The sequence below is a fragment of the Paraburkholderia phymatum STM815 genome, from assembly GCF_000020045.1.
GTDB classification, from domain to species: Bacteria; Pseudomonadota; Gammaproteobacteria; order Burkholderiales; family Burkholderiaceae; genus Paraburkholderia; species Paraburkholderia phymatum.
In genome coordinates this window covers 1,095,667-1,121,682 of sequence record NC_010625.1, presented here as the reverse complement: position 1 = coordinate 1,121,682, position 26,016 = coordinate 1,095,667, and the positions used below count along the sequence as shown (strand labels likewise).

The following is a 26,016-nucleotide window of genomic DNA, read 5'->3' as shown; positions in this document are numbered from 1 at the left end:
CTATCTATCCTTCGATGAAGCGTTGCAGGTATCTCAAACCTTTTGCGGGTGGGCGCGCAGCGCAGCGAACAGGTCGACGGCCAGTGCGAGTGCGAGCGCCGCTGCGCCGATCACGAACAACATGGCGTAATTGCCGCCGTTTTGCGTGAAAAGAAACGACATGCCATACGCGGCGACCGCCTGCAACACGGCGAATGTCGTGGTGGCCGTGCTCCACGCACCTTTCTGCGCGGCCGGGTGATGCGCGAGCAGTTCATTGACGCGGCCAAGCGCGAGCGGCACGATACCCGGCACGGCTGCGCCCATCAGCACGCTGGAGGCGATCAGCGGTACAGGACTCGTGTCGATCAGAGGCAACGCGACAGCGACGATCTGGATCACGAATGCCGCGCGCAGCGCAGATGCAAAGCCAGCGCGGTCGGCGAGATGTCCGCTGAGCAGCGGGCCCGCAATCGCAGCAAGCCCGAAGAGCACCCAGTATTGCGCGCCGGTATTCAGTCCCTTGCCGAGCCCGCGAGATACGAAGTCGACGAGAAACAGCATGTGCGGCACGAGGCCGACCGCGTTCAGCGCGTACTCCGCATAGAGCGCGCGCAGCGTAAAGCCGCCTGGTTTCGCATGCTGTGAGTGGTGCTTGTGCGCGGAGGGCGCGGGCGCATCGTGCTTCGGCCAGCCGTTCCATGCGGCGAGCGTCAACAGCAGCGCGATCGTGCCGAGTCCGAACCACGCCTGGGCCACGCCTTCACGCAGCAGCAGCGGCACGATCGTGCCCGATGCAGCGATGCCAAGACCGATGCCCGCGAAGATCGCGCCGCTCACCAGACCGCGGCGCGATGGCGGCACATGGGCGAGCACGGTCGGTGCGGCCAGCACCATCAACGTGCCGCCCGACAGGCCCGATGCGAAACGCCACACGAAGAACCACACGAACGACAACGGGAATGCGCAAGCGATAAATGCGATCGTCGCCAGCAACATCATTGCGCGCAGTACCGTCGCTGCATTGGCGCGCTTCGCGAGGTAGCCCCCGAGCAGCGCGCCTGCCAGATAGCCGCCCAGGTTCGCCGCGCCGAGATAGGCTGCCGTCGATGCCGCGAACCAGTGCGCGTCGATGATGGCGGGAAGCAGCGGCGTGTAAGCGAAGCGCGCGAGCCCGATGCCGACAAGGCTCGCGCTCGCACCCGCTAACGTGCCGCGTGCGATGTTGAAGACAGGTGCCGCCGATACTTCAATGGCTGTGTGCTGCATCGTTCACTCCGTACTTTGTTCGCTTCTGCGTGCTGCGTTATCAGGAGCCGACGTTGCTGCCGCCGTCCACATGCAGGATCTCGCCCGTCACAAAGCCTGCCGATTCCAGATAAAGCACGGCTTCGGCGATATCCGCGACTTCGCCGAGATGTCCAAGCGGATGAAAGCGGGCTAGCGCTTCATGCCGTTCTTGCGGATGCAGCGGCGTCTTGATGACACCGGGCGCCACCGCGTTGACGCGAATGCCGAGCGGTGCGTATTCGATCGCGAGCGATTTCGTCACTGCGTTCAGACCGCCTTTGGTCAACGCGGCCATGGCGGCGGGCAAACCGGCGCGGGGGCGGTCGACGAGACTTGCCGTGATGTTGACGACATGACCGCTGCGCTTGCGGCTCATTTCTGTCAGCGCGCGCTGTGTGACGTGAAAGAAGCCATTCACGTTGGTCGACATGACGGCCTCGTAGTCTTCGGGCGTGTAGGCGTCGAAAGGCCTGGCGATAAAAATGCCCGCATTGTTGACGAGCGTGTCGATGCGACCGAAACGTTCGAGTGCGACGGAGATCACGCGCCGCGCAGTGTCGGCATCGGCGATATTGCCCTGCACCGTGGCGATATCCGGATCGTCGCTCGGATGAATCGAGCGGGACGTCGCGACGACGCGGAAATTGCGATCGCGATACGCTTTCACCAGGCCGGCGCCAATGCCTTGCGACGCACCCGTAACGATCACGACCTTCTGTTCGGCACCCATGAATTGCTCCTTGAACTAACTGGGCCATTCAGGCCCGATCTGGTTGGAGCAAGTCTAGATTGAGTCGGCGACAGAGAGAATCCACGTGACGCGGCAGACATTCTTCCGCGGCGCGGTTTAATCGCGGTCTGTCGCGCGCTGGAGCTGTTTGAATTGCCGGCGCAGGCGCGGCGTGGCGAAATCGACGAACGCGCGCACTTTCGGCACCGAAAGCCGGCCGTGCGGCGTCAGAAGATGCACGGGCAAGGGCGCGTGCTCGCTGTCGCGCAGCACGATCCGCAAGTGCCCGTCCTTCACCTGTTGCGCGACGTGATACGAAAACACGCGCGTGACGCCGCGCCCTTCGACGGCGGAAGCGACAGCCGCGTCGATGCTGTTGACGATCAGGCGCGGCGAGAAGGTGACGACTTGCGGCACGGTCGAGCCTTCCGCCGGTGGAAAGCTCCATGAGTCGAGGCCGAAGTGCGTCATCGAAATGATCTGATGTTCCGCGAGGTCCCCGGGCTCATGGATGCGTGGATGCTTCGCCAGGTAGCGCGGCGCGGCTGTCACGACGCGCCGCACTTCGCCGACGGGAATTGCCACGAGCGTGGAATCGGGCAGATGCGCGATGCGCAGCGCAACGTCGATCCCTTCGTCGATGAGACTCACGGGCCGGTCGAGCATGTGCAAGCGTACCGACACGGCTGGGTACGCGTCGATGAAATCGTCGAGGAGCGAGCGCAGCAAGTCCTGTCCGGCAGCGACGGGGGCTGTGACGTTCAGCAGGCCGCGCGGCGCGGAGCGTTCACCCGCTACCAGCAGGTCGGCCTCCTCGAGATCGGTGAGGATGCGCCGGCACGCGGCCGCATAACGTTCGCCCGCTTCGCTCAGTTTGATGGTACGCGTGGTGCGATGTAGAAGCGGCGAGCCGACGTGCGCTTCGAGAAACGCAATGGCGCGGCTCACCGCGGCAGGCGAACGGCCGAGCCGGCGGCTCGCGCCCGCCAGGCTGCCTTCGTCCAGCGTCGCGACGAACACCTTCATTGCGTCAATCCGGTCCATGATGCATCGCTCAGAAATCGTCGGCGGCGCGACGTTGCCCGGAAGTGTACAGCGGCGCGTGCACCCCGTGAGAGCAAGGGCGGCACGCGGGCGTCAGCGGTGCGACGCGACGAGCCAGCGGCGCAGATCGACGGCGTCCTGGAAGTAGCACTAGGAAGAAGTGTGCGAACATGGCGGGCTCCCGTTCCGGCGTGAAACGCGCAGATGCCGGAGTTCATCGAGGCGCGCCTGTCGTTGCAACAACGTCGATGCACGCGCTGTTCAACAACCTTGTTGCGCGGTCTCACTGGGCGCCTCGAACGCTGTGATAAGCACACGGATACATCGCTATGCATGACCCCACCCGCGTCAGCACGCTTCGACAGATACCCGCCAGCGTCTGGGTATTGGGCTGCGTGAGCCTGTTGATGGACATCTCGTCGGAGATCATTCACAGCTTGCTGCCGATGTTCATGATGGCGAGCCTCGGCGCGAGCGCCGCGACAATCGGTCTGATCGAGGGCATTGCAGAAGCGACGTCGCCCGTCGTCAAAGTCTTTTCCGGCACGCTCAGTGATTACCTCGGCAACCGTAAATGGCTTGCCGTTGCGGGCTATGGGCTCGGTGCATTGAGCAAGCCCCTGTTCGCGCTCGCACCGACGATCGGCGTCGTCGTGACAGCCCGTGTCATCGACCGGATCGGCAAAGGCATTCGCGGTGCGCCGCGCGATGCACTCGTTGCCGATGTCACGCCGCCGCATCTGCGCGGCGCAGCGTTCGGCTTGCGGCAGTCGCTCGATACCGTCGGTGCTTTTCTCGGGCCGTTGCTCGCGGTCGCGATCATGCTGCTCTGGGCGGACAACTTCCGCCTTGCGTTCTGGCTGGCCGTGATTCCCGGCGTGCTGGCCGTCGCGTTGCTCACCGTCGGCATCGACGAACCCGCGCGGGAGCCTGGCGCGAAGCGCGTCAATCCGATCCGCCGCGAGAACATCCGTCAACTCGGCGCGTCGTTCTGGTGGGTCGTCGCGATCGGTGCTGTGTTCGCGCTCGCGCGTTTCAGCGAGGCGTTTCTCGTGCTGCGCGCGATGGGCAGCGGCGTGCCCGTCGCGCTGGTGCCGCTCGTGATGGTCGCGATGAACGTGGTGTACTCGCTATCGGCGTATCCGCTGGGCAAACTCGCCGATTCGACGAGTCATGTCAGGCTGCTGATCGCCGGGCTGGTGGTGTTGGGCGCGTCCGACGTCGTGCTCGCCCATGCTGCTCACTGGAGCGTTCTGCTCGCAGGCGTCACGTTGTGGGGCCTGCATATGGGCATGACGCAAGGATTGCTCGCGACGATGGTGTCGCATAGCGCGCCCGCGCATTTACGCGGCACCGCGTTCGGCATATTCAATCTGTTGAGCGGCCTCGTGACGCTGGCATCCAGCGTGATCGCCGGCGCACTATGGGACAGGATAGGCGCACCGGCGACGTTTTATGCGGGCGCAGCCTTCTGCGCGACGACAATCTTGCTGCTTGTCGTCAGTGCTGCGCGCGAGTCGAAAGGTTTTCTGCGCTGAAAGATCGGGACGGGGTGACGGTATGGCTTCGTCGTTCGCTGCCCGCGTGCCCGATCGCATCGAGTTCTGTGAGTACGGCATCGCTAAGACGCAGTTGGGCGGCCTGCATGTTCTCGCGCAAATGGGCCACCGAAGACGTGCCGGGGATCAGCAACACGTTCGGCGACCGATGCAGCAGCCATGCGAGCGCAACCTGCATCGGCGTTGCGTTCAACGCACGCGCGACATCGGATAGCGCCGACGATTGAATCGGCGTGAACCCGCCCAGCGGAAAGAACGGCACATACGCAATGCCTTGCGCCGCGAGTTGCCCGACGAGCGCATCGTCTTCGCGATGCACGAGGTTGTAGTGGTTCTGCACGCATACGATCTCGACGATGCGTTGCGCCTCTTCGATCTGCGTCGCCGTCACGTTGCTCAGGCCGATGTGCTTCACGAGTCCTTCGCGCTGCATCTCGGCGAGTGCCGCGACCTGCTTCGCGATCGAGCCCTCCGCAGGGCTATGGATATTGCCCATGATGCGGATGTTTACGACATCGAGCGCATCTACGCCGAGGTTGCGCAGGTTGTCGTGCACCCCGCGCCGCAGGTCGTCCGGTTCGAGCGCGGGCAGCCACGCGCCGTCGTCGCTGCGAATCGCGCCCAGCTTCGTGACGATCGTCAGGTCGTCGCGGTATGGATGCAGTGCTTCGCGAATCAGCTGATTCGTAATGTGGGGGCCGTAGAAGTCGCTGGTGTCGATGTGATTGACGCCGGACGCGACCGCCTCGCGCAGCACCGCAATGCAGGCGTCGCGATCTTTGGGCGGGCCGAAGACGCCGGGGCCGGCCAGCTGCATGGCGCCATAGCCCATGCGGCGAACAGGACGGCCGGCCAGCGTGAAGGTGTCGGTGGAGTTGAGGTTCGGCATGGCGCGCTCCTTGTAGATGATGATCAGGAGTGTGATCCCATTGCGCTGTTGAATAAAGGCATCTAAAGTGTACGGGCTGTTGAAAAATCTCAACAATGGCCGCCAATGGAACTCAACGATCTCGCCGCCTTCATGTCGGTAGCGCGTGCCGGTGGCTTTCGCGACGCGGCGCGCATGAGCGGCGTATCTGCATCGAGCCTGAGCATCGCGGTTCGCCGCCTTGAAACGAAGCTTGGCCTGCGGCTGCTGAATCGCACGACGCGCAGCGTCGCCCCCACGGAAGCGGGCCAGCGGCTGATCGAAAAACTCTCGCCGCTCTTCAGTGAAATGGAAGCGGCGCTCGACGTGCTCAACGTGTTCCGCGAGACGCCGAGCGGCACGCTCAAGCTCAACGTGCCGTCCAGCGCGGCGCGAATCGTGTTGCCGTCCATCATCGAGCCGTTCCTCAAAACGTACCCCGACATCCGCGTCGAAGTCGTAGTCGAAGACGGCTTTGTCGATGTGCTGTCGATCGGTTGCGACGCGGGCATCCGCTACGACGAGCGGCTCGAGCAGGACATGATCGCGATGCCGGTCGGGCCGCGCGTGCAGCGCTTCGCGACGGCCGCGGCGCGCGAATACCTCGATACGCATGGCCGGCCTGAGCATCCGCGCGAACTGCTCGAACATGCGTGCCTGCGCGGCCAGTTCGCGGGCGGCGCGATGCCGACGTGGGACTTCGAGCGCGACGGTGAAATCGTCCGGATCGATCCGTCGGGGCCGCTCGTGGTGAGGCCGGGTGCTGCCATCGAGCTTGCCGTCAGCGCGGCGCTTGCCGGTGTCGGCGTGATTCATCTGTTCGAGGGCATGCTGAAGCCGCATCTCGACAGCGGCGCGCTGGAGCCAATCCTCGAACCGTGGTGGCAATGCTTTTCGGGGCCGTTTCTTTACTATCCGGGGCGGCGTCATCTGCCTGCGCCGCTACGTGCGTTTGTCGACTTCGTGAAGGCGAATGGCGCGGCGGATGCCTGATTCGCTTCGGCGCTCAGGCCGCCGTGCGAATCTGCCGACCACGGCGGCGAGGTCATCACCGCCTTCGACACCATGCGTTATGACGGGCGACGCGGTGACGTGCCCGCAGCATCCTGACCTGAATCCGAACCTGATCGTCGAGGGCGATGAAACGATGTGCGATGCGGGTATCCCTATCGCGCGCCACGGACATAGGACCATTTGCGGTTGTCACTTGATATCGAGTTTCGCCAGATGAGGTGAACTGTCCGGGTCGCGTGAGCGATCTGGCAACTCGTCGGAGTATTGCATGGCAGAACTGAAGGACCAGCATTGGTGTGAGCTCACAGCGTTCATTGAATCTGCATGGCAAACGTGTCAACGGGGGAGCGGCGCTCTGATGTTGACTCGTGCTATTTTTAGCCCTCTCCCTGGGTCGTTGATCGACCGTCGCACAGGGCAGCGTAGGACACATGGAGGACACTTTCCGTATGACACTCTATGCAATTCTACGCAACGTAAGGGCTTGATTCTTATGGCTATGACACTGTGAGCCACTCCATGCAACAGTAAAATGCCCCGCGCAGGGGCAACACCAGCGCGGCGCAGCAAAAAACCGCGGCGCCGCCAGGTGCAAAAAGATTACTGTGCGCCAAGCTTCTTGATCAGCACATCCAGCTCGGCGAGTTCATCCTCGGTAAGATCGGTCAACGGGGCCCGCACAGGCCCCGCATCATGCCCGACGAGCCTGGCGCCAGCCTTGACAATACTCACGGCATAGCCCGCACGGCGATTCCGTATTGCCAGATACGGCAAAAAGAACTCATCGATCAACCGCTCGGTAGTAGCCCGATCATCAGCAGCAATGGCGCGATAGAACTCCATCGCCGTTTTAGGAATGAAGTTGAATACAGCCGACGAATACACCGGCACCCCTAGTGCCTTATACGCAGCGGCATACACTTCAGCCGTCGGCAGGCCGCCGAGATACGAGAACCGATCGCCCATGCGACGGCGAATCGTCACCATGCTCTCGATGTCGCCCACGCCATCCTTGAAGCCGATCAGGTTCGGACACTTGTCGGCAAGACGCTCGAGCGAATCGGCATTGAGCTTCGAATTGGCGCGGTTGTAAATGATCACGCCCATGTCCGGAACGGCCTTGCATACTTCCTCGGCGTGCGCGGCGATACCCTCCTGCGATGCTTCCGTCAGATAGTGCGGCATCAGCAGAATGCCGTGCGCGCCGTTGCGCTCGGCTTCCTGCGCATATTCGATAGCGACGCGCGTCGGGCCGCCCGCGCCGGCGAGAATCGGCACCTTGCCCTTGCAGGTTTCCGTAGCGGTGCGGATCACGTTCGTATAGTCGGACTTCGTCAGCGAGAAAAATTCGCCCGTGCCGCCCGCCGCGAACAGCGCCGTCGCGCCATACGGCGCAAGCCATTCGAGACGTGCCGCATACGTGTCGGCGCGGAAGTTGCCGTTGTTGTCGAAGTCGGTGACGGGGAACGACAAAAGGCCTTCGGATACGATCGATTTCAGTTCTTGTGGCGTGGTCATGATTTGGTTTGCTGTTGTGTCGGTCAATGGTGAGCGGCCACGAAGGCCGCCTTGTTCGGTGTCGTAGTGAGCGCTCGATGGTTTAGCGCACGAGGCAAGGGCGCTTGTTGTCGAACTTCCAGTTCGGGATCAGGTACTGCATCGCGACGCCGTCGTCGCGCGCGCCAAGGCCGTGCTGCTGATACAGCGCGTGCGCTTTCTCGAGCGCGTCCATGTCCAGTTCGACGCCGAGACCCGGCTTCGCCGGCACCTTCACCTTGCCGCCGACGATCTGCAGCGGATCGCGTGTCAGGTACTGACCGTCCTGCCAGATCCAGTGCGTGTCGATTGCCGTGATCTTGCCGGGCGCAGCGGCTGCGACGTGTGTGAACATCGCGAGCGAAACGTCGAAGTGGTTGTTCGAATGCGAGCCCCACGTGAGCCCCCAGTCGTTGCACATCTGCGCGACGCGCACCGAGCCTTGCATGGTCCAGAAATGCGGATCGGCGAGCGGAATGTCGACGGATTGCAGCTGGATGGCGTGGCCCATCTGGCGCCAGTCAGTGGCGATCATGTTGGTCGCCGTCGGCAGGCCCGTCGCGCGGCGGAACTCGGCCATCACTTCGCGGCCCGAGTAACCGTTCTCCGCGCCGCACGGATCTTCCGCATAGGCCAGCACGTGATGCTGGTCGCGGCACAGGCGAATCGCTTCGGCGAGCGACCATGCGCCGTTCGGATCGAGCGTCACGCGCGCTTGCGGGAAGCGTTCGGCGAGCGCCGTCACAGCTTCGATTTCTGCGTCGCCTGCCAGCACGCCGCCCTTCAGCTTGAAGTCGTTGAAGCCGTAGCGCGCTTGCGCGGCCTCGGCCAGACGCACCACGGTTTCGGGCGTCATCGCTTCTTCGGTGCGAACGCGCTCCCAGTCGTCGCGGCCTTCCGCGCCGCTGGCATACGGCAGGTCGGTTTTTTTGCGATCGCCGATGTAGAACAGATAGCCGAGCATCTCGACTTCGTCGCGTTGCTGACCTTCGCCGAGCAGCGCTGCAACGGGCACGCCCAGATGCTGGCCGAGCAGATCGAGCAACGCGGCTTCGAGCGCTGTCACGGCGTGGATCGTCGTGCGCAGGTCGAAAGTCTGCAAGCCGCGGCCGCCTGCGTCGCGATCGGCGAATTGCTTGCGCACCTGGTTGAGTACGGCCTGCAGATTGCCGATGGACTGGCCGACGACGAATGGACGCGCATCGTCGATGGTCTTGCGGATGTTCTCGCCGCCCGGCACTTCGCCGACACCGGTGTGGCCCGAACTGTCACGCAGAATCACGATGTTGCGCGTGAAGAACGGGCCGTGCGCGCCGCTGAGGTTCATCAGCATGCTGTCGCGGCCAGCGACAGGAACGACGCGCAATTCGGTGACGGTCGGTGCGCCTTGGGGCGAAGATGCAATCGTAGACATGAGAATCGGTCCTGGGTGAGTTCCCAAAAATGCCCTATGTGGGCAGGTGAAAATCGACAAAACAGTTCAGCGTGCAGCGCGATGTGGACGGCTATGTTTGCGGCACGATTTCGACCCAGTTCGCACCGAGGCCGCCGGCGCAGCGCGAAACGGCCGAGAGCGCGCCTGAGTCGGCGTCGATCGCATACACGCTCACGTGCGCTGATTTTTCGCCGCACGCGACCAGAAAACCGCCTGACGGGTCGATCCTGAAACCGCGCGGTTGCGCTTCCGTGTCGGTGTAGCCTGCGTATTGGAGCGAACCCTCGCTGGTCACGCGATAAGCGATCAAACGGCTCGACGTGCGTTCGGCGATGTAGACGAAGCGCCCGTCAGGTGTCACCTGCAAATCCGCACCCCACACGAGCGACGCGGCTGTCGCCGGATCGAGGTGCGCGGTGCGCACGCAGCCATCGTTCAGATGCGCGAGCGCAGGTGCGCGAGGCGCAACGCTGCGCGGGGTCAGCATGCCCGTTTCGCTATCGCGCGATAAAACGGCGACCGTCGCACGAAATTCGCTCGATACGTATAGGGTTTTTTCATCGGGCGACATGCGCAAGTGCCGCGGACCGAAGCCCGCGTCCACGTGCACCTTTTGCGCGAGTTCGAGTCTTGCATTGCTCGCGTCGCGGACGATCGCAAAACACAACACGGTATCGGAACCGAGCGACGTGACGTACGCGAAGTGTCCATCCGACGATGCGATCACCGCGTGCGCATGCACGAGGCCGTCGATTACCTGGCGCGGCTCGACCGCGCCGCTCGCCAGCGAGTTCGCGCGATAGAGGCTCACGGAATTCTCGCCGTACGATGCGCCGAGCAGCCACTCATCGGATGGCGTCAGCGTTATATACGCGAGGCTCGATTCGATGGACGCGGTGTGCAGGTGAGCGAGGCGGCCCGTGTCCGGATCGGCGGCGTACGTGACGATGCTGCGCGTCGCGCCGCGTGTGGCGGCATGCAGCACGCGGCCATCCGATGAAAGCGCCATCGGCATGACGGTGTCGCCAGCGGGGTAGCGCGCCAGGTGTTCGATGTCGCCTGTCGCGCCGTCGACGCGAAAGACGGCGATATCGCCATCCCCCGCGTTCGAGACGATCGCGAAGAACGATGCGGCGCCCGTCTTGCTCATGATGCCTGGATCTTCGATATGCGCTTCAGCATCATTTTTGCTGCTGTCCGATCTCGTGATCGGCAAGATATTCGAGCGCGCGAACCATGCCGGAGTGATCCCATGCGTGGCCGCCATGCGCCGCGCACGCGTTGAAGAGCGCCTGGCAGGTGGCCGTATTCGGCAGCGACACGCCGAGCGACTGCGCCGTCGACAGCGCGAGGTTCAGGTCCTTCTGATGCAGTTCGATGCGAAAGCCGGGATCGAACGTGCGCTTCGTCATGCGTTCGCCGTGCACTTCGAGGATGCGCGACGAAGCGAAGCCGCCCATCAGCGCCTTGCGCACTTTCTCCGCGTCGACGCCGGCTTTCGATGCGAGCAGCAGCGCTTCACCCACTGCTTCGATCGTCGCAGCGACGATCACCTGATTCGCGACCTTGCAGATCTGGCCCGCGCCGACTTCACCGATCAGCGACACGTTCTTGCCCATCATGTCGAACATCGGCTTCACCTTGTCGAACGTCGCTTGTGCGCCGCCGACCATGATCGTCAGCGAAGCGGCTTTCGCGCCGACTTCGCCGCCCGAAACGGGTGCGTCGAGGTAGTCCGCGCCTTTCTCACGCACGCGGGCCGCGAAGTCACGCGTGGCGATGGGCGAGATCGAACTCATGTCGACGACGATCTGTCCTTGACGCAGCTTGCTCGCGACGCCGTTCTCGCCGAACAGCACGCGCTCGACGTCGGGCGTGTCCGGCACCATGATGAAAATCACATCCGCTTTTGCCGCGACGTCGGCGGGACTCGTGCTCGGGGTCACGCCGGCTTGCGTCAGTTCGTCCGGCACGCCGCTGCGCGTGAAGGCCGTAAGTTCGACGCCGTTCTTGCGAAGATTGGCGGCCATGGGCTTGCCCATGATGCCGAGTCCGATGAAGCCTGCTGTTTGCATTCGCTACTCCCGATAATGTGATGTGAGATGCCGTCCGTCGCGTCAGACGGGCATGAAGTGCTGACGCACGCCCAGTGCTCCACTGCGCAGCAGACCCATGTCGGCGCAGACGGACACAAGCGTAGCGCCCATGCCGAGATAGCGGTCGGCGTCCTGCTGCACGTGTGCGAGGATGCCGCACGGCTTGCCCGCTGCCTGCGCCCGTTCGAACACATGCGCGATGGCCTGCTGAACGTCCGCATGGCCGGCGTTGCCGAGGTGGCCGTAGGCGGCCGCGAGGTCCGAAGGTCCGACGAAGACACCATCGATGCCTTCGACGGCCAGAATCTCGTCGATCGCGCTCACGGCCGCGCGGCTTTCGATCTGCACGACGACGCAGATGTTGTCGTTGACCACCTGCAGATAGTCTGTCACCGATCCAAAGCGATTGCCGCGATGACCCACCGATACGCCGCGGATGCCTTGCGGCGGGTAGCGCGTCGCGGCGACGGCGCGGCGCGCGTCCTCGGCGCTGTCGACGAACGGGATCAACAGATTGAAGAACCCCGCGTCCAGCATACGCTTGATGACGACGCTGTCGTTGGCCGGCGGCCGGACGATCGGCGCAGAGCGGCTGTCTTTCAGTGCCATCAGCTGCGGAATCAACGTCAGTTCGTCATTGGGCGCGTGCTCGGCGTCGAGCAGGATCCAGTCGAACCCGACAGTGCCGAGCAGTTCAGTCGTGATCGGACTGGCGAGCGACGCCCAGCAGCCAATCAGCCGTTCACGGTTTCGGACGGCAGCGCGAAAGCCATTCGGCAACGGTTGATACGGTGACGACAAAGCCATTTCTGTCTCCTGATGGGCGGGCCACAGCCAGCCGGCAAAATGCGTCCTGCGACAGATCATATGTCATAGGATGTCTGAACACAAGATAGGTTCGCCGTGGTGCGGGAGAAAGGCTGGTAAACCCTAAACGGATACGCTTTGGGGACTCCCGCCTATCTGGTTCTCTTGCTGCTCGGTCGTCTTTTGTTGTACGATGACCGATGTTAACTAGCCATAGGGAGAAGAGACATCGTGGAATTGACGGGTGACATGCTGATCGGACGGCAGGCGGTTCGCGGTGCGGACAAGGCGCTGCGCGCATTCAATCCTTCGACAGGCAAGCAGATCGATACGCCCGTGTTCGGCAGCGGCACGATCGACGACGTGTCGCGTGCGTGCGAGCTGGCCGCTCAGGCATTCGATCCCTATCGTCATTTGCCGTTGGCTGTGCGGGCCGAGTTTCTCGATCGGATCGCGGACGGCATCACGGCGCTCGGCGACGGGCTGATCGAGCGTGCGCACGCGGAATCCGGCTTGCCGAAGGCGCGGCTGGAAGGCGAGCGCGGACGGACCACGGGTCAGTTGAAGCTGTTCGCCAATGAAGTGCGCGCCGGTCAATGGCTCACGGCCACGCTCGATTCTCCGTTGCCCGAGCGCAAGCCGTTGCCGCGCCCGGATCTGCGCATGCAGAAGATCGCAGTCGGCCCCGTCGCAGTGTTCGGCGCGAGCAACTTTCCGCTGGCGTTCTCGGTGGCGGGCGGCGATACGGCGGCCGCGTTTGCCGCAGGCTGTCCCGTCGTCGTCAAGGCGCATCGTGCGCACCTTGGCACGTCGGAGATGGTCGGCCGCGTCATTCAGCGCGTGGCCGCGGACATGAATCTGCCCGAGGGTGTGTTCTCGATGATCGTCGGCGCGGGTGGCACGGTCGGCGAGGCGCTCGTTGCACATCCCGCCATCAAGGCTGTCGGTTTCACGGGTTCGCGTGCGGGCGGCACGTCGCTGATGAAGGTCGCGGCGAATCGTCCGGAGCCGATTCCCGTCTATGCGGAAATGAGCAGCATCAATCCCGTGTTCGTCTTGCCGACAGCGCTCGCAGCGCGCGCCGAAGCCATCGCGCGTGGCTTCGTCGATTCGCTCGCACTCGGCGCAGGTCAGTTTTGTACGAACCCTGGTCTGGTGATCGGCATCGAAGGCCCGGAACTGCAGGCATTCGCACAGGCCGCCGCGGACGCGCTCAATCACAAGCCCGCGCAGACAATGCTCACGTCGGGCATTCACGTTGCGTATCAGGAAGGCGAGGCGAGACTCGCGGCCATCGAAGGTGTCGAGCCCCTTGCGCACGGCCGCGCAGCAACGGGGCCGACCCAGGCCTGCGCGGCGCTGTTCGTCACCGACGCGGCCGTGTTCCTGACGAAGCCTGAACTGGAAGACGAAGTTTTCGGTCCTGTCTCCACCATCGTGCGATGCAAGGACGAGCAGGAATTGCTCGCGGTGGCCGAGCATTTCGCGGGACAACTCACGGCCACCCTCGCGATGGAACGCGACGACGTGCCGCTCGCGAAACGGCTCGTGCCGATTCTCGAGCGCAAGGCGGGGCGCCTGCTCATCAACGGTTTCCCGACGGGCGTCGAAGTCTGTCACGCGATGGTGCACGGCGGCCCGTTCCCGGCAACGGCGGATAGCCGCGTGACGTCGGTTGGCTCGACCTCGATCGACCGCTTCCTGCGCCCCGTGTGCTACCAGGATTTCCCGGCGGAACTGCTGCCCGACGCGCTGGCGGACGACAATCCGCTCGGACTCTGGCGCCGTCGCGATGGACAGATCGTCAACGCGTGATCGATGAAAAAAAGCGGCCCTGCGGGCCGCTTTTATTGGTTGACCGGAAGGCTCAGAGCGTGCGCGTGGCGGCCGATTCTTCTGCCTGACTGCTTGCGCGACGCAGACGTTCGCGGCTGCTCGACAGATGCATGCGCATGGCAGCCCGGGCGCCGTCAGGATCTTTGCGCGCGATAGCGTCGAGAATGTTCTCGTGCTCCAGATTCACGCGCGCCATATAGGCGTTGAGATCGCTCTGCGCGAGTCCCGGCGAATCCACGCGATGACGCGGAATCAGCGCCGTGCCCAGTTGCGTGAGAATGTCGACGAAATAGCGGTTGCCCGTCGCGCTTGCAATCGAGATATGAAAGCGCAAGTCGGCGGCGGTGCTGTCGCCGCCTGTGCGGCTCGTGGCTTCGACCGCGTCGAGCGCGGCGCGAATCTTCGCGATGTCGCGATCGCTTGCCCGCTGCGCAGCGAGTCCCGCGCATTCCGTTTCGAGGCTGATGCGCAATTCCAGCACGGAGAGCACGTCGCTCAGGGTGGTGGCGGGCACCATGTCGAGGCCGAGCGGCTCGCGTCGCGGTTCCAGGACGAAACTGCCGATGCCGTGGCGCGTTTCGATCACGCCATTCGCCTGCAGTCGCGAGATGGCTTCGCGCACGACGGTGCGGCTGACGCCGAGCAAGGACATCAAGGTGGTTTCCGTCGGCAACTGATCGCCCGGCTTCAGCGCGTGCGAGGCAACCTGCTCGTTGACATAGGCGACGACCTGGTCAGCAAGGCTCCCGCGTGCCCGCCTGGGGGTCGAACCTGGTGCTGCAGTCGCGGCCATGAAACGCTCCTCCTTTCAGATATATCTACATTATACGTTGTCCGACAACGCTTGAAGGCCATTTGTGGATCGTTGCAGCGGCCGTTCAGGCGCACTGTTTGGCCCCAAGACGCCTTTGCGGCGGCCCATGCTCAGCCCCCTGCTTGTCGGACATCGCATCCCGACAGCGTCGCGTCGAACACACAATCCGTGGGTGTCACAGAAGTGTTCGCAATGTTCGGGGCGTCAGATAGAAGAGGAAAGAAAGTTTGAGAAACGGTCAGCCGAGGTTCGCCCGTTGACTTCGAATATCGCGTCACTTAGATTCCCGCCTGTCCGGAGATCGCCGCATATTCTCTTGTTCCACGCAGACGAATAATGATTCTGGACTTCGGCTATGTGAGTTTTCACATAGCCTTTTTTGCTTTCCATAAAGATAGGATAACTAATCGACCTGCCAGCGACCTCGCCAAACTGGCAGCATTGTCATACTCATGCCAGCGTTGCGCCAGCGGCGAGGCGTAGAGTGACTGTGGCGTTGCAGGTGTCGCGGGCCGCCTGCAAGGTACTCGTTTGTTGCACAGTCTCTCGCAATCAAGGAACCTCGAAATGAAGCAACTTCTCCTCAGTCTCGTGGTAACGGCAGGCGTAGCGGCCATGTCTGGCGCCTATGCTCAGGACACGTCCACGGGCAGTCAGCCAATGGATCAGACCCAGGCACAATCGGCCAATTCCGCAACGGACACGGGCCAGGGCGGCGTCAACTGGGGCAGCGCCGCGCAAGGCGTTCGCAATGCCCCTGAATCGCGGCAGGACGTACGCCAGCAGTTGATCCAGTCGGAACGCGACGGGCAACTCGATCAACTGAATCACACCCTTTACAAGGGGAATTGATCCAATTCACGATCATGGTTTCGGAACGCGGATGCGGCTGATCATCAGCGATCCGGAGATTCCATACACCAGCGTCAACGGATGCAGCACATGTCCTGCGATACGCCATTCGCCGAACCATAATTGCGGACCGAGAGCCCCTTGCCACGCGGCGATGGCGAGCAGCAGGACGATTGCGAACGATGTCGGGATAGGCGTGCCTTCGAAGTGGGTCACTTTCCCCGTGCCGCCTGACATCGTCTCCGTCGTCACGTTGTAGCGTGCAAGCCGGGACACCCCGCACGCCACGAAGTACGCGAGCAGAACGCGGTCATAGAGCCCGCGCATTCCACACCCGTAGCCGATGATGGCGGGCGCCACGCCGAACGAGATTACATCGGCCAGCGAGTCCAGTTCCTTGCCCAGCAGCGAAGCCTTCTGGCGCCAGCGCGCGATGCGCCCGTCGAGCACGTCGAAGACGAGCGCGGCGAACACGAGTGCACTGGCGAAATACACGTGCATCGCCTCCTCGCTGCCGATGTAACTCATCATGGAAAACAGCGCGCCCGTGCCGCAGACGGCATTGCCGAGCGTGAACCAGTCGGCGAGATGAAACTCGCGGATCATCGAAAAGCGCTTCATGTTGGCCTTTTGTTCAGCGGTGAGACACGACTATCCATCTTACGGACGATTACCGGTTCTGCAAAACGCGTGCCGCGCGAGGTCCTTGTCGCATGGGACGGACGGGAACCACGCCGCACATGACGGAGATCCCCGGGCATCGAATATGGCAAAACTGCCATTTTCGCGTCATCGGCTTGTTGGGGCTGCCGAACTAGCATTCATACCAGGTCGCCGCGGACGCGCAGCACGAGACTGCCGCCGCCTCACGTCACGCTCGCGCGCTTCTTCCGGATACCAACGCCTCTATGTGGATCGTCAATCTCGCACTGAAGCGGCCATACACGTTCATCGTGATGGCCATACTGATCGTGCTGGCGACGCCATTCGTGTTGTTCACCACGCCCGTCGACGTGCTGCCGGAAATCAACATTCCCGTCGTCAGCATCATCTGGAACTACGCGGGCCTGTCCGCGCAGGACATGGCGAACCGCATAACGTCCGTCAACGAGCGCAGCCTGACGACCACGGTCAACGACATCGAACACATCGAATCGCAATCGCTTGCGGGCATCGCGATCATCAAGCTGTTCCTGCAACCGAATGCGAACATCCAGACGGCCATCGCGCAGACGGTCGCCGTCGAGCAGGCGCAGCTCAAGCAGATGCCACCCGGCGCAACGCCGCCGCTCGTCATCAGCTACTCGGCATCAAGCATTCCCGTCATTCAACTGGGTTTATCGAGCCCCCGGCTTTCCGAGCAGGATCTGAACGACACGGCGCTCAACTTTCTGCGCCCGCAACTGGTGACGATTCCGGGCGCAGCCGTGCCGTATCCGTATGGTGGCAAGAGCCGTCTGATTTCCGTCGACCTGGACACCCGCGCGCTGCTGGCGAAAGGGCTCACGCCGCTCGACGTCGTCAATGCCGTCAACGCGCAAAACCTGATCCTGCCGACGGGCACCGCGAAAATCGGCCCCAGGGAATACACGGTCAACATGAACGGTTCGCCGACGACAGTCGCGGGCCTGAACGACATTCCCGTGCGCACGGTGAACGGTGCGACGACCTATCTGCGCGAAGTGGCGCATGTGCGCGACGGCTTTTCTCCGCAGACGAACATTGTGCGCGAGAACGGACGGCGCGGTGTGCTCATTTCGATTCTGAAGACGGGCAGCGCGTCGACGCTGTCGATCGTCAATACGCTGCGCGACCTGTTGCCGAACGCGCAGGCCGCGCTGCCATCCGATCTTAAGGTGACGCCGCTGTTCGATCAATCGGTGTTCGTGAAGGCCGCCATTCGTGGCGTGGTCCGCGAGGCCGTGATCGCCGCTGCGCTGACAGCCGCGATGATTCTGCTGTTTCTCGGCAACTGGCGCAGCACCTGCATCATCGCAATCTCGATTCCACTCTCCATTCTGACTTCGCTGATCGCGCTGCACGCGCTCGGGCAGACGATCAACATCATGACGCTGGGTGGCCTCGCGCTCGCTGTCGGCATTCTCGTCGACGACGCGACGGTCACGATTGAGAACATCGAGCGGCATCTTCACATGGGCACGAATCTGCATGATGCGATTCTGGATGGCGCGGGCGAGATCGCGGTGCCGGCGCTCGTATCGACGCTCTGCATCTGCATCGTGTTCGTACCGATGTTTTTCCTGACGGGCGTGGCGCGCTACCTGTTCGTGCCGCTCGCAGAAGCCGTGGTGTTCGCAATGTTGGCTTCTTACGTGCTGTCGCGAACGCTCGTGCCGACGCTCGCGATGCTGCTGATGGGCCACGCGCACAAGCATGATGCGAACGCGCGGCCGAATCTGTTCGTTCGTCTGCATCGCCGTTTCGACGCCAGCTTCGAGACGATGCGCGCCGCGTACATCATGGTGCTCAGCAGTCTGCTGGTGCGGCGCAAGCTGTTCGGCACGCTGTTTCTCGGCTTTTGCGTCGTCTCTCTGGCGCTGGCAGCCGTACTGGGCGAAGATTTCTTTCCGCGCGTGGACGCGGGCCAGATACGCCTGCACATGCGCGCGCCGACGGGCACGCGCATCGAAGAAACGGCGCGGCTCGCCGATCAGGTCGAACGGGTGGTGCGCGAAGTGATTCCGCGCGACGAGCTGGTCACGGTGCTCGACAATCTCGGTTTGCCGTATAGCGGTATCAATCTTTCGTACAGCAATGCAGGTACGATCGGCACGCTCGATGGCGAGATCCAGCTTGCACTGAACGAAGACCACAAGCCAAGTCTCGATTACATCGACCGCTTGCGCGCGCTGTTGCCACAGCGCTTTCCGGGCACCGAGTTCTTCTTTCAACCGGCCGATATCGTCACGCAGATTCTCAACTTCGGTTTGCCCGCTGCCGTCGATGTGCAGATCGTCGGCTCGAACCAGGAAGGCAATCTGGAGACCGCGAGAAAGCTGCTCAAGCAGATCCGCTCGATTCCCGGCGCCGTCGATTCGCACATCCAGCAGAAGTTGGACGAGCCCGTCATCAATCTGCAGATGGACCGCACGCGCTTGCAGCAGCTCAATCTGAACGCGAACAACGTCGCGCAAAACGTGCTGATTTCACTGTCGGGCAGTTCTCAGACGTCGCCGGGGTTCTGGTTCAATCCGCGCAATGGCGTCGAGTACAACCTCGCTGTGCAGACGCCGCAATATCGGATCTCGTCGGTGGATCAGCTGCTGCGCACGCCGGTGTCGGCATCGTCGACGGGACCGACGCAACTGCTCGGCAATCTCGTGCAAGTGTCGCCGCAGAACCAGTTCGCAATGGTCACGCACTACAACATTCGCCCCGTGATCGATGTGTTCGTCAGCGTCGAGGGACGCGATCTCGGCAGCGTCGACAGGCAGATCGAAAAGCTTGTCGGCGAGGCTCGCGCCGGTTTGCCGCGCGGCAGCCAGATCGCGATTCGCGGCCAGGTACAGACGATGCGCACCTCGTACTTCGGACTCGGCATCGGCGTCGCGATGGCGATCGTGCTCGTGTATCTGCTGATCGTCGTGAACTTCCAGTCGTGGATCGATCCTCTCATCATCGTGAGCGCGTTGCCGGCGGCATTGGCGGGCATCGTGTGGATGTTGTTTCTGACGGGTACGCATCTGAGCGTACCCGCATTGACGGGCGCGATCATGACGATGGGCGTCGCCACGGCAAACAGCATTCTGATGGTGTCGTTCGCGCGTCAACGCCTGACCGCTGGCGCGCCGCCGCTCACGGCCGCGCTCGAAGCCGGCGCGAGCCGGATCCGGCCGGTGCTGATGACTGCGTTCGCGATGATCATCGGCATGGTTCCGATGGCACTCGGCCTCGGCGAAGGCGCCGAGCAGAATGCGCCGCTCGGCCGGGCGGTGATCGGCGGCCTGCTGTTCGCGACGCTATCGACGCTCTTTTTCGTGCCGTTGCTGTTCGCGGGCATCCATAGCCGGCTCGCGCATCGCAACGCCGGACGCAAGCAAGGAGAGCACGGCGCTGCCCATCAACGCAACGACCGTGACGACACACACGGACACAGCCCGGACACGGACGATCGAGATGACTGAAAAGACTCACGCTTCGCTGGCGATACCCGCGCGCGAAACCCAGGACGGGCACGCGTTGCCGCCGCGTCATCGCGAATGGCGCCGCGCGAAGATCGCGGTCATGATCATGCTGCTTCTGCTCGCCATCGGCGCGCTGCGCACCGTCATCGCGAACATCGTGCAGGGCCGCTCGGTCGCACAGATGACGCAGCAGAACGCGAGGCAATACGTCGATGTCGTGACGCCCACGCAAGCCGATGGTTCGACTGGCGTGACGGTGCTGCCGGGCACCTTGCGCGGCTATGTCGAATCGCCGATCTATGCACGCGCGACGGGATATCTGCTGCGCTGGTACGCCGACATCGGCGCACGCGTGAAAGAAGGGCAATTGCTTGCCGAGCTCGATACGCCCGAGATCGATCAGGAACTCGCGCAAGCCGTTGCGCAACGCAACCAGATCCAGTCGAGCCTCGCGCTCGCGAAGAGTTCATATGAACGCTGGCAGCAACTGCGTCAGCGCGACGCCGTCTCGCAACAGGAACTCGACGAACGGCAAAGCACGTATTCGCAGGACGTCGCCAATCTCGCCGCCGCCGAGGCCAACGTGAAGCGCTTGCGTCAGCTGGAAAGCTTCAAGCGCATTGTCGCGCCGTTCGCGGGGGTGGTGACGCAGCGCAATGTGGATGTGGGCGATCTGATCGATGCAGGCAGCGGCACGAGCCGCGCGCTCTTCGCGCTCGCGCAGTCGGACCCGCTGCGGGTGTACGTGCAGTTGCCGCAAGCCTACGCGCAGAACATCAAGGTCGGCGAGGACGTGGCCGTCACGCAGGCGGAATTGCCGGGTCAGCAGTTTCATGGGCGCATCGCGAACATCTCCGGTGCGATCGATGTGCCCACGCGTTCTTTGCAGGTCGAAGTGACGCTGCGCAATCCGGATGGCAAGCTGCGGCCCGGCGCATACGTGCAGGTCGCGTTACCGTCGGGCGCACGTGCGCAGCTGTCGGTGCCAGGCAACGCGCTGTTGTTCCGTGCGGAAGGGCCGCGACTGGCGGTCGTCGATAACGAGGGCGTCGTGCATCTGCGCAAGGTGGCGATCGCGCAGGACCTCGGGCAGACGCTGGAAATCGAAAGCGGCATCGAACCGGGCGACCGCGTGATCATCAATCCGAGCGATTCGATCGAGGACGGCGATCGCGTCGAAGTGACCCGGCCGCAATCGCAGGCCAACGGCAAGGCGGCGTCGTGAACACGCTCATCCATGCCGCGCGACTGCGCACATGCGGCTCCATCGCTGTGGCGGCGGCACTGTGCGCGTGCACGGTCGGCCCCGACTATCAGACGCCGCTGACGGACGCGCCGCCCGCGTGGCATACGGATTCTTACTGGCGTCTCGCGCAGCCCTCGCATGCGCCGCTTGCGCCCGACTGGTGGAAGGCGTTCGGCGACGCCACGCTCGATCGCCTCGAAACGCAGGCGCTCGCGCAAAACCAGACGCTCGTCGCGGCCAGCGCGCACTACGCACAGGCGCGCGCGACGCTGGCCAACACGCGCGCCCAGCTGATTCCCGAAGTCGATCTGTCGGCGTCGGCGGCGCGCGAGCGGGTCTCGAAGAACCGGCCCGTGACGAACTACGCGGTGCCGAATCAGTCGACGGTGCAGAACAATCTTCAGATCGGCCCGACGATCAACTATGACGTCGATCTGTTCGGCCGCATTCGGCGTGATGTCGAAGGCGCGCAGGCGTCTGCGGAACAGTCGCGCGACGATCTCGCGAATGCGCGGCTCGTGCTGACCACCGACGTCGCCACCGACTATTTCTCGCTACGCGAACTCGATGCCGAGATCGACGTGTTGAACCGCTCGGTGCAGTTGCAACAGAAAGCGCTCGACTATGTGACGACGGAGCACGATCTCGGCTCCGTGTCAGGGCTCGACGTATTGCAGCAGAAGTCTCTGCTCGATCAGACGCGCGTGCAGGCGCAGCTTCTCGTCACGCAGCGGGCACAGTTCGAGCATGCGATCGCGGCGCTCGTGGCCGTGCCCGCGCCGCAGTTTTCGATCGAATCGCAAGTGGTCGAGTATCCCGTGCCTGCCATCCCCCTCGGTTTGCCGAGCGATCTGTTGCAGCGGCGGCCGGACGTCGCGTCGGCGGAACGCGCGATGGCGTCGGCGAATGCGCAGATCGGCGTCGCGAAGGCGGCGTTCTTTCCAAGCCTGACGTTGACGCCGGGCATCGGCTGGCAGAGCACGGAATTCGCGAATCTCCTGAGCGCTCCCAGCCTGATGTGGTCGCTCGGCGCCGCGCTCAGTCAGGTCGTGTTCGACGGCGGCCGCCGCGCCGCCAATGTCGATTTCGCCAACCAGGGCTACCAGGCAGCGCAGGCCAACTACCGGCAGGCCGTCCTGACGGCGTTCCAGCAGGTGCAGGACGGCATCACCGGGCTGTCCGTGCTCGACCGCGCGGCGTCGCAGTCGCACGATGCCGTCGCCGATGCACAGCGGCTGTTGACGCTCGCGAACGATCGCTATTCGGGCGGACTTGTCGCCTATCTCGACGTGATCACCGCGCAGCAGTCGCTGCTGACGAGCGAGCGCCAGGACGTGCAGATTCACGGTCAGCAGATGACGACGTCCGTTGCGCTCGTGAAGGCACTGGGCGGCGGCTGGGACGTGCAGGAATCGACCGCGCAGGCCGATGTCGTCAAGGAACCCGCGAACGAAGTCGTGAAAGCAGAACTGAGATGAAAACGCGCTGCAGAGGACGGGCTGAACACGGTTGAAAAGCCTACTTATAATGATGAAGACAATACAAAGGAGCGCGCATGAAGCTGCTCATCGTGGAGGATGAATTCAAGGTTGTCGACTATCTACGCCGTGGTCTGACGGAGCAGGGCTGGGTGGTCGACGTCGCGCTCGACGGCGAAGAGGGGCTGCATCTCGCATCCGAGTTCGACTACGACATCATCGTGCTCGATGTGATGCTGCCCAAGCGCGACGGCCTCAGCGTGCTCAAGGCGCTGCGCATGCGCAAGTCCACGCCCGTCATCATGCTGACTGCGCGCGATCACGTGAACGACCGTGTGCGCGGCCTGCGCGAAGGGGCCGACGATTACCTGACCAAGCCGTTCTCGTTTCTCGAACTGGTGGAGCGTTTGCACGCGCTCGCAAGGCGCACGCGCGTGCAGGAGTCGACGCTGATCTGCGTGGGCGATCTGTATGTCGATCTGATCGGAAGACGCGCGACGCGCGGCGGCGTGCGGCTCGATCTGACTGCGAAAGAGTTCCAGTTGCTGAGCGTGCTCGCGCGCCGGCAGGGCGACATCCTGTCGAAGGCGATGATCACGGAACTGGTGTGGGATGTGAACTTCGACAGCCATACGAACGTCGTCGAAACGGCGATCAAGCGGCTGCGCGCGAAGCTCGACGGGCCGTTTCCGACCAAGCTGCTGCACACGATGCGCGGCATGGGCTACGTGCTCGAAGTAAGAGAGGAAGCGGAGGCAACATGATTCGCTCGACCCGTTCGATTGCGCGGCGCCTTGCGTTGCTGTTCGCGCTCGTCGCACTGTCCGTCTTCACGCTGGTGGACACGGGGCTTTTCCTCGTTCTGCGCTCGCAACTCGAACAACGCCTGCGCGATTCGCTCGATAGCCGCACGGAAGTGGCGCGGATCATCGTGCATCACGCGATCAACCGCGACAAATGGCGCATCGCGCAGGAAAAACTCGGCGACATGACGCCGCGCGACGGCAGCAGTGTCTATTCGATTTCGAGCACCACGCCGCTGTTCAATTACGGACATCCTGTGACGGGCACGATCGCGCAGCAATGGCGCGGCGACTATGCGCGCGTCACGGACAACGGCACCGGCCACGATCTGCTGACGCGCACGCTGACCATTCCGCCGAACGGCGAGCGTCCGCAGGTGCAGTTGCAGGTCGCGACCAGTTACGCGCCGACAGAGCAGGCGTTGCGCGAGTTCGGCCTCGCCTTGGCCGCGCTGTCGGCGCTCGGTGCGTTCGGCGCGTCGCTGCTCAGTTACTGGGTCACGCGCATCGGTCTTGCGCCGTTGCGCCGCTTGACTGTCGATGCATCCGGGGTGAGCGCCGACAACCGTTCGCAGCGGCTGCGCACGACGGACTTGCCGTTCGAGTTGAACGATCTCGCGCATTCGTTCAACGGCGCGCTCGAGCGGCTCGATCAGGCCTATGTGCGCCTCGAGTCGTTCAATGCCGATGTCGCGCACGAACTCCGCACGCCTGTCACGATCCTGATTGGGCAGACGCAGGTCGCGTTGACCCGTAACCGCGCAGTGGACGATCTGCGCCGCACACTGCAATCGAATCTCGAAGAATTCGAGCGCATGCGCGGCATCATCAACGACATGCTGTTTCTCGCGCGAGCGGACCAGGGCGAACGCGCGACGGAACTGGTCGAGGTGTCGCTCGCCACGGAAGTGGCGCGCACCGTCGAGTTCCTCGAAATGCCGATGGAAGAGGCGCACGTGCAGGCCGAATTGCACGGCGACGCCGTCGCGCGCGTCAACCGCTCGCTGTTTGGGCGCGCGTGCGCAAATCTGCTGATCAACGCGATTCACCATTGCACGCCCGGCGCTGCCATCAAGGTGACGATTTCGCGCGAGGCGACGCGCGTGTGGGTCGCCGTCGCGAATCCCGGCGCGCCCATCGCGGCTGAGGTGCTCGATCATGTGTTCGACCGCTTTTATCGCGCGGAACTGTCGCGTACCAACAGCCGCGAGAATCATGGGCTGGGACTCGCGATCGTCAAGGCGGTCGCAGAGATGCATGGTGGCGTGGTATTCGCGCACAGCCTCGACGGCGTGAACACATTCGGATTCTCGATCAGAAGCGCGCACACCTCGCGCGCGGCGAAGGCGGATGCGGCTGCGAAGGAGCCGTCGCTGGCGTCGCGGCCCATCGCTTCCGCGCCGGTGAAATAGATCTGCGAGGGCGCGCCGTCGCAAGCGGTAAATTGATCCGAACCTTGGCCTCTGTTCATTGGAATGGCGGTCAATTTGACGGGATACGCTGATGTTGTGGCAGACGCGTACCCGGCAAGGAGGCTCAGGTGGATCTGATCGAAATGGCGAAGAAGTCCGGCATGCAGGTGTTGCTCGACGCGCAGATCGGCAGTCAGATGTATCACAGCGTCTGCGGGCCGCTTTCTTCGCTGCAGCGTTTCGCCGACGAAGTCGGCAAGGCGCTCGCCGCCGAAGCCGCTGCGCGGATTGCCGATGCCGCTACCGAAACGTAACTGACGCCACGCGTGGCATGCGCGCTGCCGCTGCCTGGCAGCAGCGTTCGGGCCCGTTATCTGCTTCACGATGGCCGCGAGGGCAAGCACATGATTGCCCGCCCTGCGCGCCGATCGTTCGTGGAGGGCCTGCTGCGTTGACCGTTCGCCGAACCCGCTCCGACAACTTCACATTGCGGCGTGCTCGCGCGGTGTACAGTCTGCTCGCCGCCGGCGCCGCACTGTGTACCGTTTCGGTGACAGTCGCGGCCGCGCCGCGCGTCATCGCGTTGCCCGACTGTGTGGTGCTCGATGACAACGCGGCCTGTAACGATCCCTCTGTCACCCGGTCGCAGCAGGCGCGTGCCACGACGGCGAGTGCGCAACTGCGTATGCTTGTCGGCTCGGCACGCAGCGCGTCGGCGCGTGCTCGATGCAGAAAATCAGCAATCTGATCCTGAACATCAACTTGCGCATCGAAGACAAGGCGAGCGGACAGGTCGTGTTTCAGCGCTGCGCCGATATCCGGGGCAACACCGGCCGGTCGTGGCAGCGCGGCGTCGATGCGCTCGTCGGTCTGCTTGCGTCGGAACCGGACAGCGCGGATTGAGCGGCGCGCGTCCGGCGATTTCGGGAAAAACTCCCGGGCTTGCCCGCTGTTGTCCGGGCGCGATGCGCTAACTTGAGCCTGGGCGAATTCGCCCTTGCGGCACAACGAACATGGTCTGCGCGATTCGAGG

General features: G+C 63.4%; 22 protein-coding genes and 1 pseudogene. 12 read left to right on the top strand and 11 right to left on the bottom strand.

All coding sequences use genetic code 11. The features are described 5' to 3' along the window. Positions 1-33 precede the first annotated feature (33 nt). From BPHY_RS32550 to BPHY_RS32540, 3 genes are all read right to left on the bottom strand, one after another. Positions 34-1,248 carry a YbfB/YjiJ family MFS transporter gene (locus BPHY_RS32550; protein ID WP_012405725.1) on the bottom strand — a complete coding sequence of 405 codons (1,215 nt, stop codon included), beginning with the start codon at positions 1,246-1,248 and terminating at the stop codon, positions 34-36. 40 nt (positions 1,249-1,288) lie between these two features. After that, positions 1,289-1,999, bottom strand: coding sequence for an SDR family NAD(P)-dependent oxidoreductase (locus BPHY_RS32545; protein WP_012405724.1), 711 nt, complete (start codon positions 1,997-1,999; stop codon positions 1,289-1,291). Positions 2,000-2,116: 117 nt separating this feature from the next. Then, positions 2,117-3,043 (bottom strand): LysR family transcriptional regulator, encoded by a 927-nt coding sequence (locus BPHY_RS32540; protein ID WP_012405723.1) that lies wholly within the window; start codon positions 3,041-3,043, stop codon positions 2,117-2,119. Positions 3,044-3,372: 329 nt separating this feature from the next. Here BPHY_RS32540 and BPHY_RS32535 point away from each other — a divergent pair, with 329 nt between their 5' ends. Further along, positions 3,373-4,581, top strand: a complete 1,209-nt coding sequence (locus BPHY_RS32535; protein WP_012405722.1) for an MFS transporter — start codon at positions 3,373-3,375, stop codon at positions 4,579-4,581. On the opposite strand, the gene BPHY_RS32530 is transcribed toward BPHY_RS32535, so the two are convergent. Continuing rightward, positions 4,544-5,491 (bottom strand): aldo/keto reductase family oxidoreductase, encoded by a 948-nt coding sequence (locus tag BPHY_RS32530; RefSeq protein WP_012405721.1) that lies wholly within the window; start codon positions 5,489-5,491, stop codon positions 4,544-4,546. The two genes, BPHY_RS32535 and BPHY_RS32530, sit on opposite strands and share 38 nt — an antisense overlap. 105 nt (positions 5,492-5,596) lie before the next feature. On the opposite strand from BPHY_RS32530, the gene BPHY_RS32525 reads away from it, so the two are divergent. Both BPHY_RS32525 and BPHY_RS40280 read left to right on the top strand, forming a co-directional pair. Beyond that, positions 5,597-6,502 (top strand): LysR family transcriptional regulator, encoded by a 906-nt coding sequence (locus tag BPHY_RS32525; protein WP_012405720.1) that lies wholly within the window; start codon positions 5,597-5,599, stop codon positions 6,500-6,502. A gap of 72 nt (positions 6,503-6,574) precedes the next feature. Next, a pseudogene (locus tag BPHY_RS40280) lies at positions 6,575-6,740 on the top strand (PAAR domain-containing protein). A 383-nt stretch (positions 6,741-7,123) separates the two neighbouring features. On the opposite strand, the gene kdgD reads toward BPHY_RS40280, so the two are convergent. From kdgD to garL, 5 genes are all read right to left on the bottom strand, one after another. Continuing rightward, positions 7,124-8,041 carry a 5-dehydro-4-deoxyglucarate dehydratase gene (gene kdgD, locus BPHY_RS32520; RefSeq protein WP_012405718.1) on the bottom strand — a complete coding sequence of 306 codons (918 nt, stop codon included), beginning with the start codon at positions 8,039-8,041 and terminating at the stop codon, positions 7,124-7,126. An 82-nt stretch (positions 8,042-8,123) separates the two neighbouring features. Next, a complete protein-coding gene (gudD, locus tag BPHY_RS32515) occupies positions 8,124-9,473 on the bottom strand; it encodes a glucarate dehydratase (protein ID WP_012405717.1) in 1,350 nt (449 codons plus the stop codon). Positions 9,474-9,564: 91 nt separating this feature from the next. Then, positions 9,565-10,644, bottom strand: coding sequence for a lactonase family protein (locus BPHY_RS32510; protein ID WP_012405716.1), 1,080 nt, complete (start codon positions 10,642-10,644; stop codon positions 9,565-9,567). A 31-nt stretch (positions 10,645-10,675) separates the two neighbouring features. Then, the gene (locus BPHY_RS32505; protein ID WP_012405715.1) at positions 10,676-11,569 is read right to left on the bottom strand and encodes a 2-hydroxy-3-oxopropionate reductase; all 894 of its coding nucleotides are present in this window, start codon (positions 11,567-11,569) and stop codon (positions 10,676-10,678) included. A gap of 42 nt (positions 11,570-11,611) precedes the next feature. Further along, positions 11,612-12,397 (bottom strand): 2-dehydro-3-deoxyglucarate aldolase, encoded by a 786-nt coding sequence (gene garL, locus BPHY_RS32500; RefSeq protein ID WP_012405714.1) that lies wholly within the window; start codon positions 12,395-12,397, stop codon positions 11,612-11,614. A 231-nt stretch (positions 12,398-12,628) separates the two neighbouring features. On the opposite strand from garL, the gene BPHY_RS32495 reads away from it, so the two are divergent. Continuing rightward, entirely contained in the window at positions 12,629-14,212 is a 1,584-nt protein-coding gene (locus BPHY_RS32495) for an aldehyde dehydrogenase (NADP(+)) (protein ID WP_012405713.1), read from the top strand. Positions 14,213-14,264: 52 nt separating this feature from the next. On the opposite strand, the gene BPHY_RS32490 is transcribed toward BPHY_RS32495, so the two are convergent. Beyond that, on the bottom strand, positions 14,265-15,026 hold the full coding sequence (locus BPHY_RS32490; protein ID WP_012405712.1) for a FadR/GntR family transcriptional regulator: 762 nt from the start codon (positions 15,024-15,026) through the stop codon (positions 14,265-14,267). Between the two features lie 588 nt (positions 15,027-15,614). Here BPHY_RS32490 and BPHY_RS32485 point away from each other — a divergent pair. Next, positions 15,615-15,899 carry a hypothetical protein gene (locus BPHY_RS32485; RefSeq protein ID WP_012405711.1) on the top strand — a complete coding sequence of 95 codons (285 nt, stop codon included), beginning with the start codon at positions 15,615-15,617 and terminating at the stop codon, positions 15,897-15,899. 12 nt (positions 15,900-15,911) lie between these two features. On the opposite strand, the gene BPHY_RS32480 is transcribed toward BPHY_RS32485, so the two are convergent. After that, a complete protein-coding gene (locus BPHY_RS32480; RefSeq protein ID WP_012405710.1) occupies positions 15,912-16,520 on the bottom strand; it encodes a CDP-alcohol phosphatidyltransferase family protein in 609 nt (202 codons plus the stop codon). Between the two features lie 287 nt (positions 16,521-16,807). Between BPHY_RS32480 and BPHY_RS32475 the strand changes: the two genes are divergently transcribed. From BPHY_RS32475 to BPHY_RS43480, 7 genes are all read left to right on the top strand, one after another. After that, on the top strand, positions 16,808-20,044 hold the full coding sequence (locus BPHY_RS32475) for an efflux RND transporter permease subunit (protein ID WP_012405709.1): 3,237 nt from the start codon (positions 16,808-16,810) through the stop codon (positions 20,042-20,044). After that, positions 20,037-21,269, top strand: a complete 1,233-nt coding sequence (locus tag BPHY_RS32470) for an efflux RND transporter periplasmic adaptor subunit (RefSeq protein ID WP_012405708.1) — start codon at positions 20,037-20,039, stop codon at positions 21,267-21,269. Before BPHY_RS32475 ends, BPHY_RS32470 begins: the two co-directional genes overlap by 8 nt. After that, complete coding sequence (locus BPHY_RS32465) at positions 21,266-22,768, top strand: efflux transporter outer membrane subunit (RefSeq protein WP_012405707.1); 1,503 nt, start codon at positions 21,266-21,268, stop codon at positions 22,766-22,768. The genes BPHY_RS32470 and BPHY_RS32465 overlap by 4 nt, the downstream gene beginning before the upstream one ends. A 77-nt stretch (positions 22,769-22,845) precedes the next feature. Beyond that, positions 22,846-23,532: a heavy metal response regulator transcription factor gene (locus tag BPHY_RS32460; protein ID WP_012405706.1), complete on the top strand. Its 687-nt coding sequence runs from the start codon at positions 22,846-22,848 to the stop codon at positions 23,530-23,532. After that, positions 23,529-24,983: a heavy metal sensor histidine kinase gene (locus BPHY_RS32455; RefSeq protein ID WP_012405705.1), complete on the top strand. Its 1,455-nt coding sequence runs from the start codon at positions 23,529-23,531 to the stop codon at positions 24,981-24,983. Before BPHY_RS32460 ends, BPHY_RS32455 begins: the two co-directional genes overlap by 4 nt. Before the next feature lie 128 nt (positions 24,984-25,111). Further along, a complete protein-coding gene (locus tag BPHY_RS32450; RefSeq protein WP_012405704.1) occupies positions 25,112-25,297 on the top strand; it encodes a hypothetical protein in 186 nt (61 codons plus the stop codon). Between the two features lie 412 nt (positions 25,298-25,709). Continuing rightward, positions 25,710-25,886, top strand: a complete 177-nt coding sequence (locus BPHY_RS43480) for a DUF2380 domain-containing protein (RefSeq protein WP_012405703.1) — start codon at positions 25,710-25,712, stop codon at positions 25,884-25,886. Positions 25,887-26,016 lie beyond the last annotated feature (130 nt).

Excerpts from the sequence above, each read along its gene's own strand:
- BPHY_RS32550 (WP_012405725.1), bottom strand. The coding sequence starts at position 1,248 with ATGCAGCACACAGCCATTGAAGTATCGGCGGCACCTGTCTTCAACATC.
- BPHY_RS32545 (WP_012405724.1), bottom strand. The coding sequence starts at position 1,999 with ATGGGTGCCGAACAGAAGGTCGTGATCGTTACGGGTGCGTCGCAAGGC.
- BPHY_RS32540 (WP_012405723.1), bottom strand. The coding sequence starts at position 3,043 with ATGGACCGGATTGACGCAATGAAGGTGTTCGTCGCGACGCTGGACGAA.
- BPHY_RS32535 (WP_012405722.1), top strand. The coding sequence starts at position 3,373 with ATGCATGACCCCACCCGCGTCAGCACGCTTCGACAGATACCCGCCAGC.
- BPHY_RS32530 (WP_012405721.1), bottom strand. The coding sequence starts at position 5,491 with ATGCCGAACCTCAACTCCACCGACACCTTCACGCTGGCCGGCCGTCCT.
- BPHY_RS32525 (WP_012405720.1), top strand. The coding sequence starts at position 5,597 with ATGGAACTCAACGATCTCGCCGCCTTCATGTCGGTAGCGCGTGCCGGT.
- kdgD (WP_012405718.1), bottom strand. The coding sequence starts at position 8,041 with ATGACCACGCCACAAGAACTGAAATCGATCGTATCCGAAGGCCTTTTG.
- gudD (WP_012405717.1), bottom strand. The coding sequence starts at position 9,473 with ATGTCTACGATTGCATCTTCGCCCCAAGGCGCACCGACCGTCACCGAA.
- BPHY_RS32510 (WP_012405716.1), bottom strand. The coding sequence starts at position 10,644 with ATGAGCAAGACGGGCGCCGCATCGTTCTTCGCGATCGTCTCGAACGCG.
- BPHY_RS32505 (WP_012405715.1), bottom strand. The coding sequence starts at position 11,569 with ATGCAAACAGCAGGCTTCATCGGACTCGGCATCATGGGCAAGCCCATG.
- garL (WP_012405714.1), bottom strand. The coding sequence starts at position 12,397 with ATGGCTTTGTCGTCACCGTATCAACCGTTGCCGAATGGCTTTCGCGCT.
- BPHY_RS32490 (WP_012405712.1), bottom strand. The coding sequence starts at position 15,026 with ATGGCCGCGACTGCAGCACCAGGTTCGACCCCCAGGCGGGCACGCGGG.
- BPHY_RS32485 (WP_012405711.1), top strand. The coding sequence starts at position 15,615 with ATGAAGCAACTTCTCCTCAGTCTCGTGGTAACGGCAGGCGTAGCGGCC.
- BPHY_RS32480 (WP_012405710.1), bottom strand. The coding sequence starts at position 16,520 with ATGAAGCGCTTTTCGATGATCCGCGAGTTTCATCTCGCCGACTGGTTC.
- BPHY_RS32475 (WP_012405709.1), top strand. The coding sequence starts at position 16,808 with ATGTGGATCGTCAATCTCGCACTGAAGCGGCCATACACGTTCATCGTG.
- BPHY_RS32470 (WP_012405708.1), top strand. The coding sequence starts at position 20,037 with ATGACTGAAAAGACTCACGCTTCGCTGGCGATACCCGCGCGCGAAACC.
- BPHY_RS32460 (WP_012405706.1), top strand. The coding sequence starts at position 22,846 with ATGAAGCTGCTCATCGTGGAGGATGAATTCAAGGTTGTCGACTATCTA.
- BPHY_RS32455 (WP_012405705.1), top strand. The coding sequence starts at position 23,529 with ATGATTCGCTCGACCCGTTCGATTGCGCGGCGCCTTGCGTTGCTGTTC.
- BPHY_RS43480 (WP_012405703.1), top strand. The coding sequence starts at position 25,710 with ATGCAGAAAATCAGCAATCTGATCCTGAACATCAACTTGCGCATCGAA.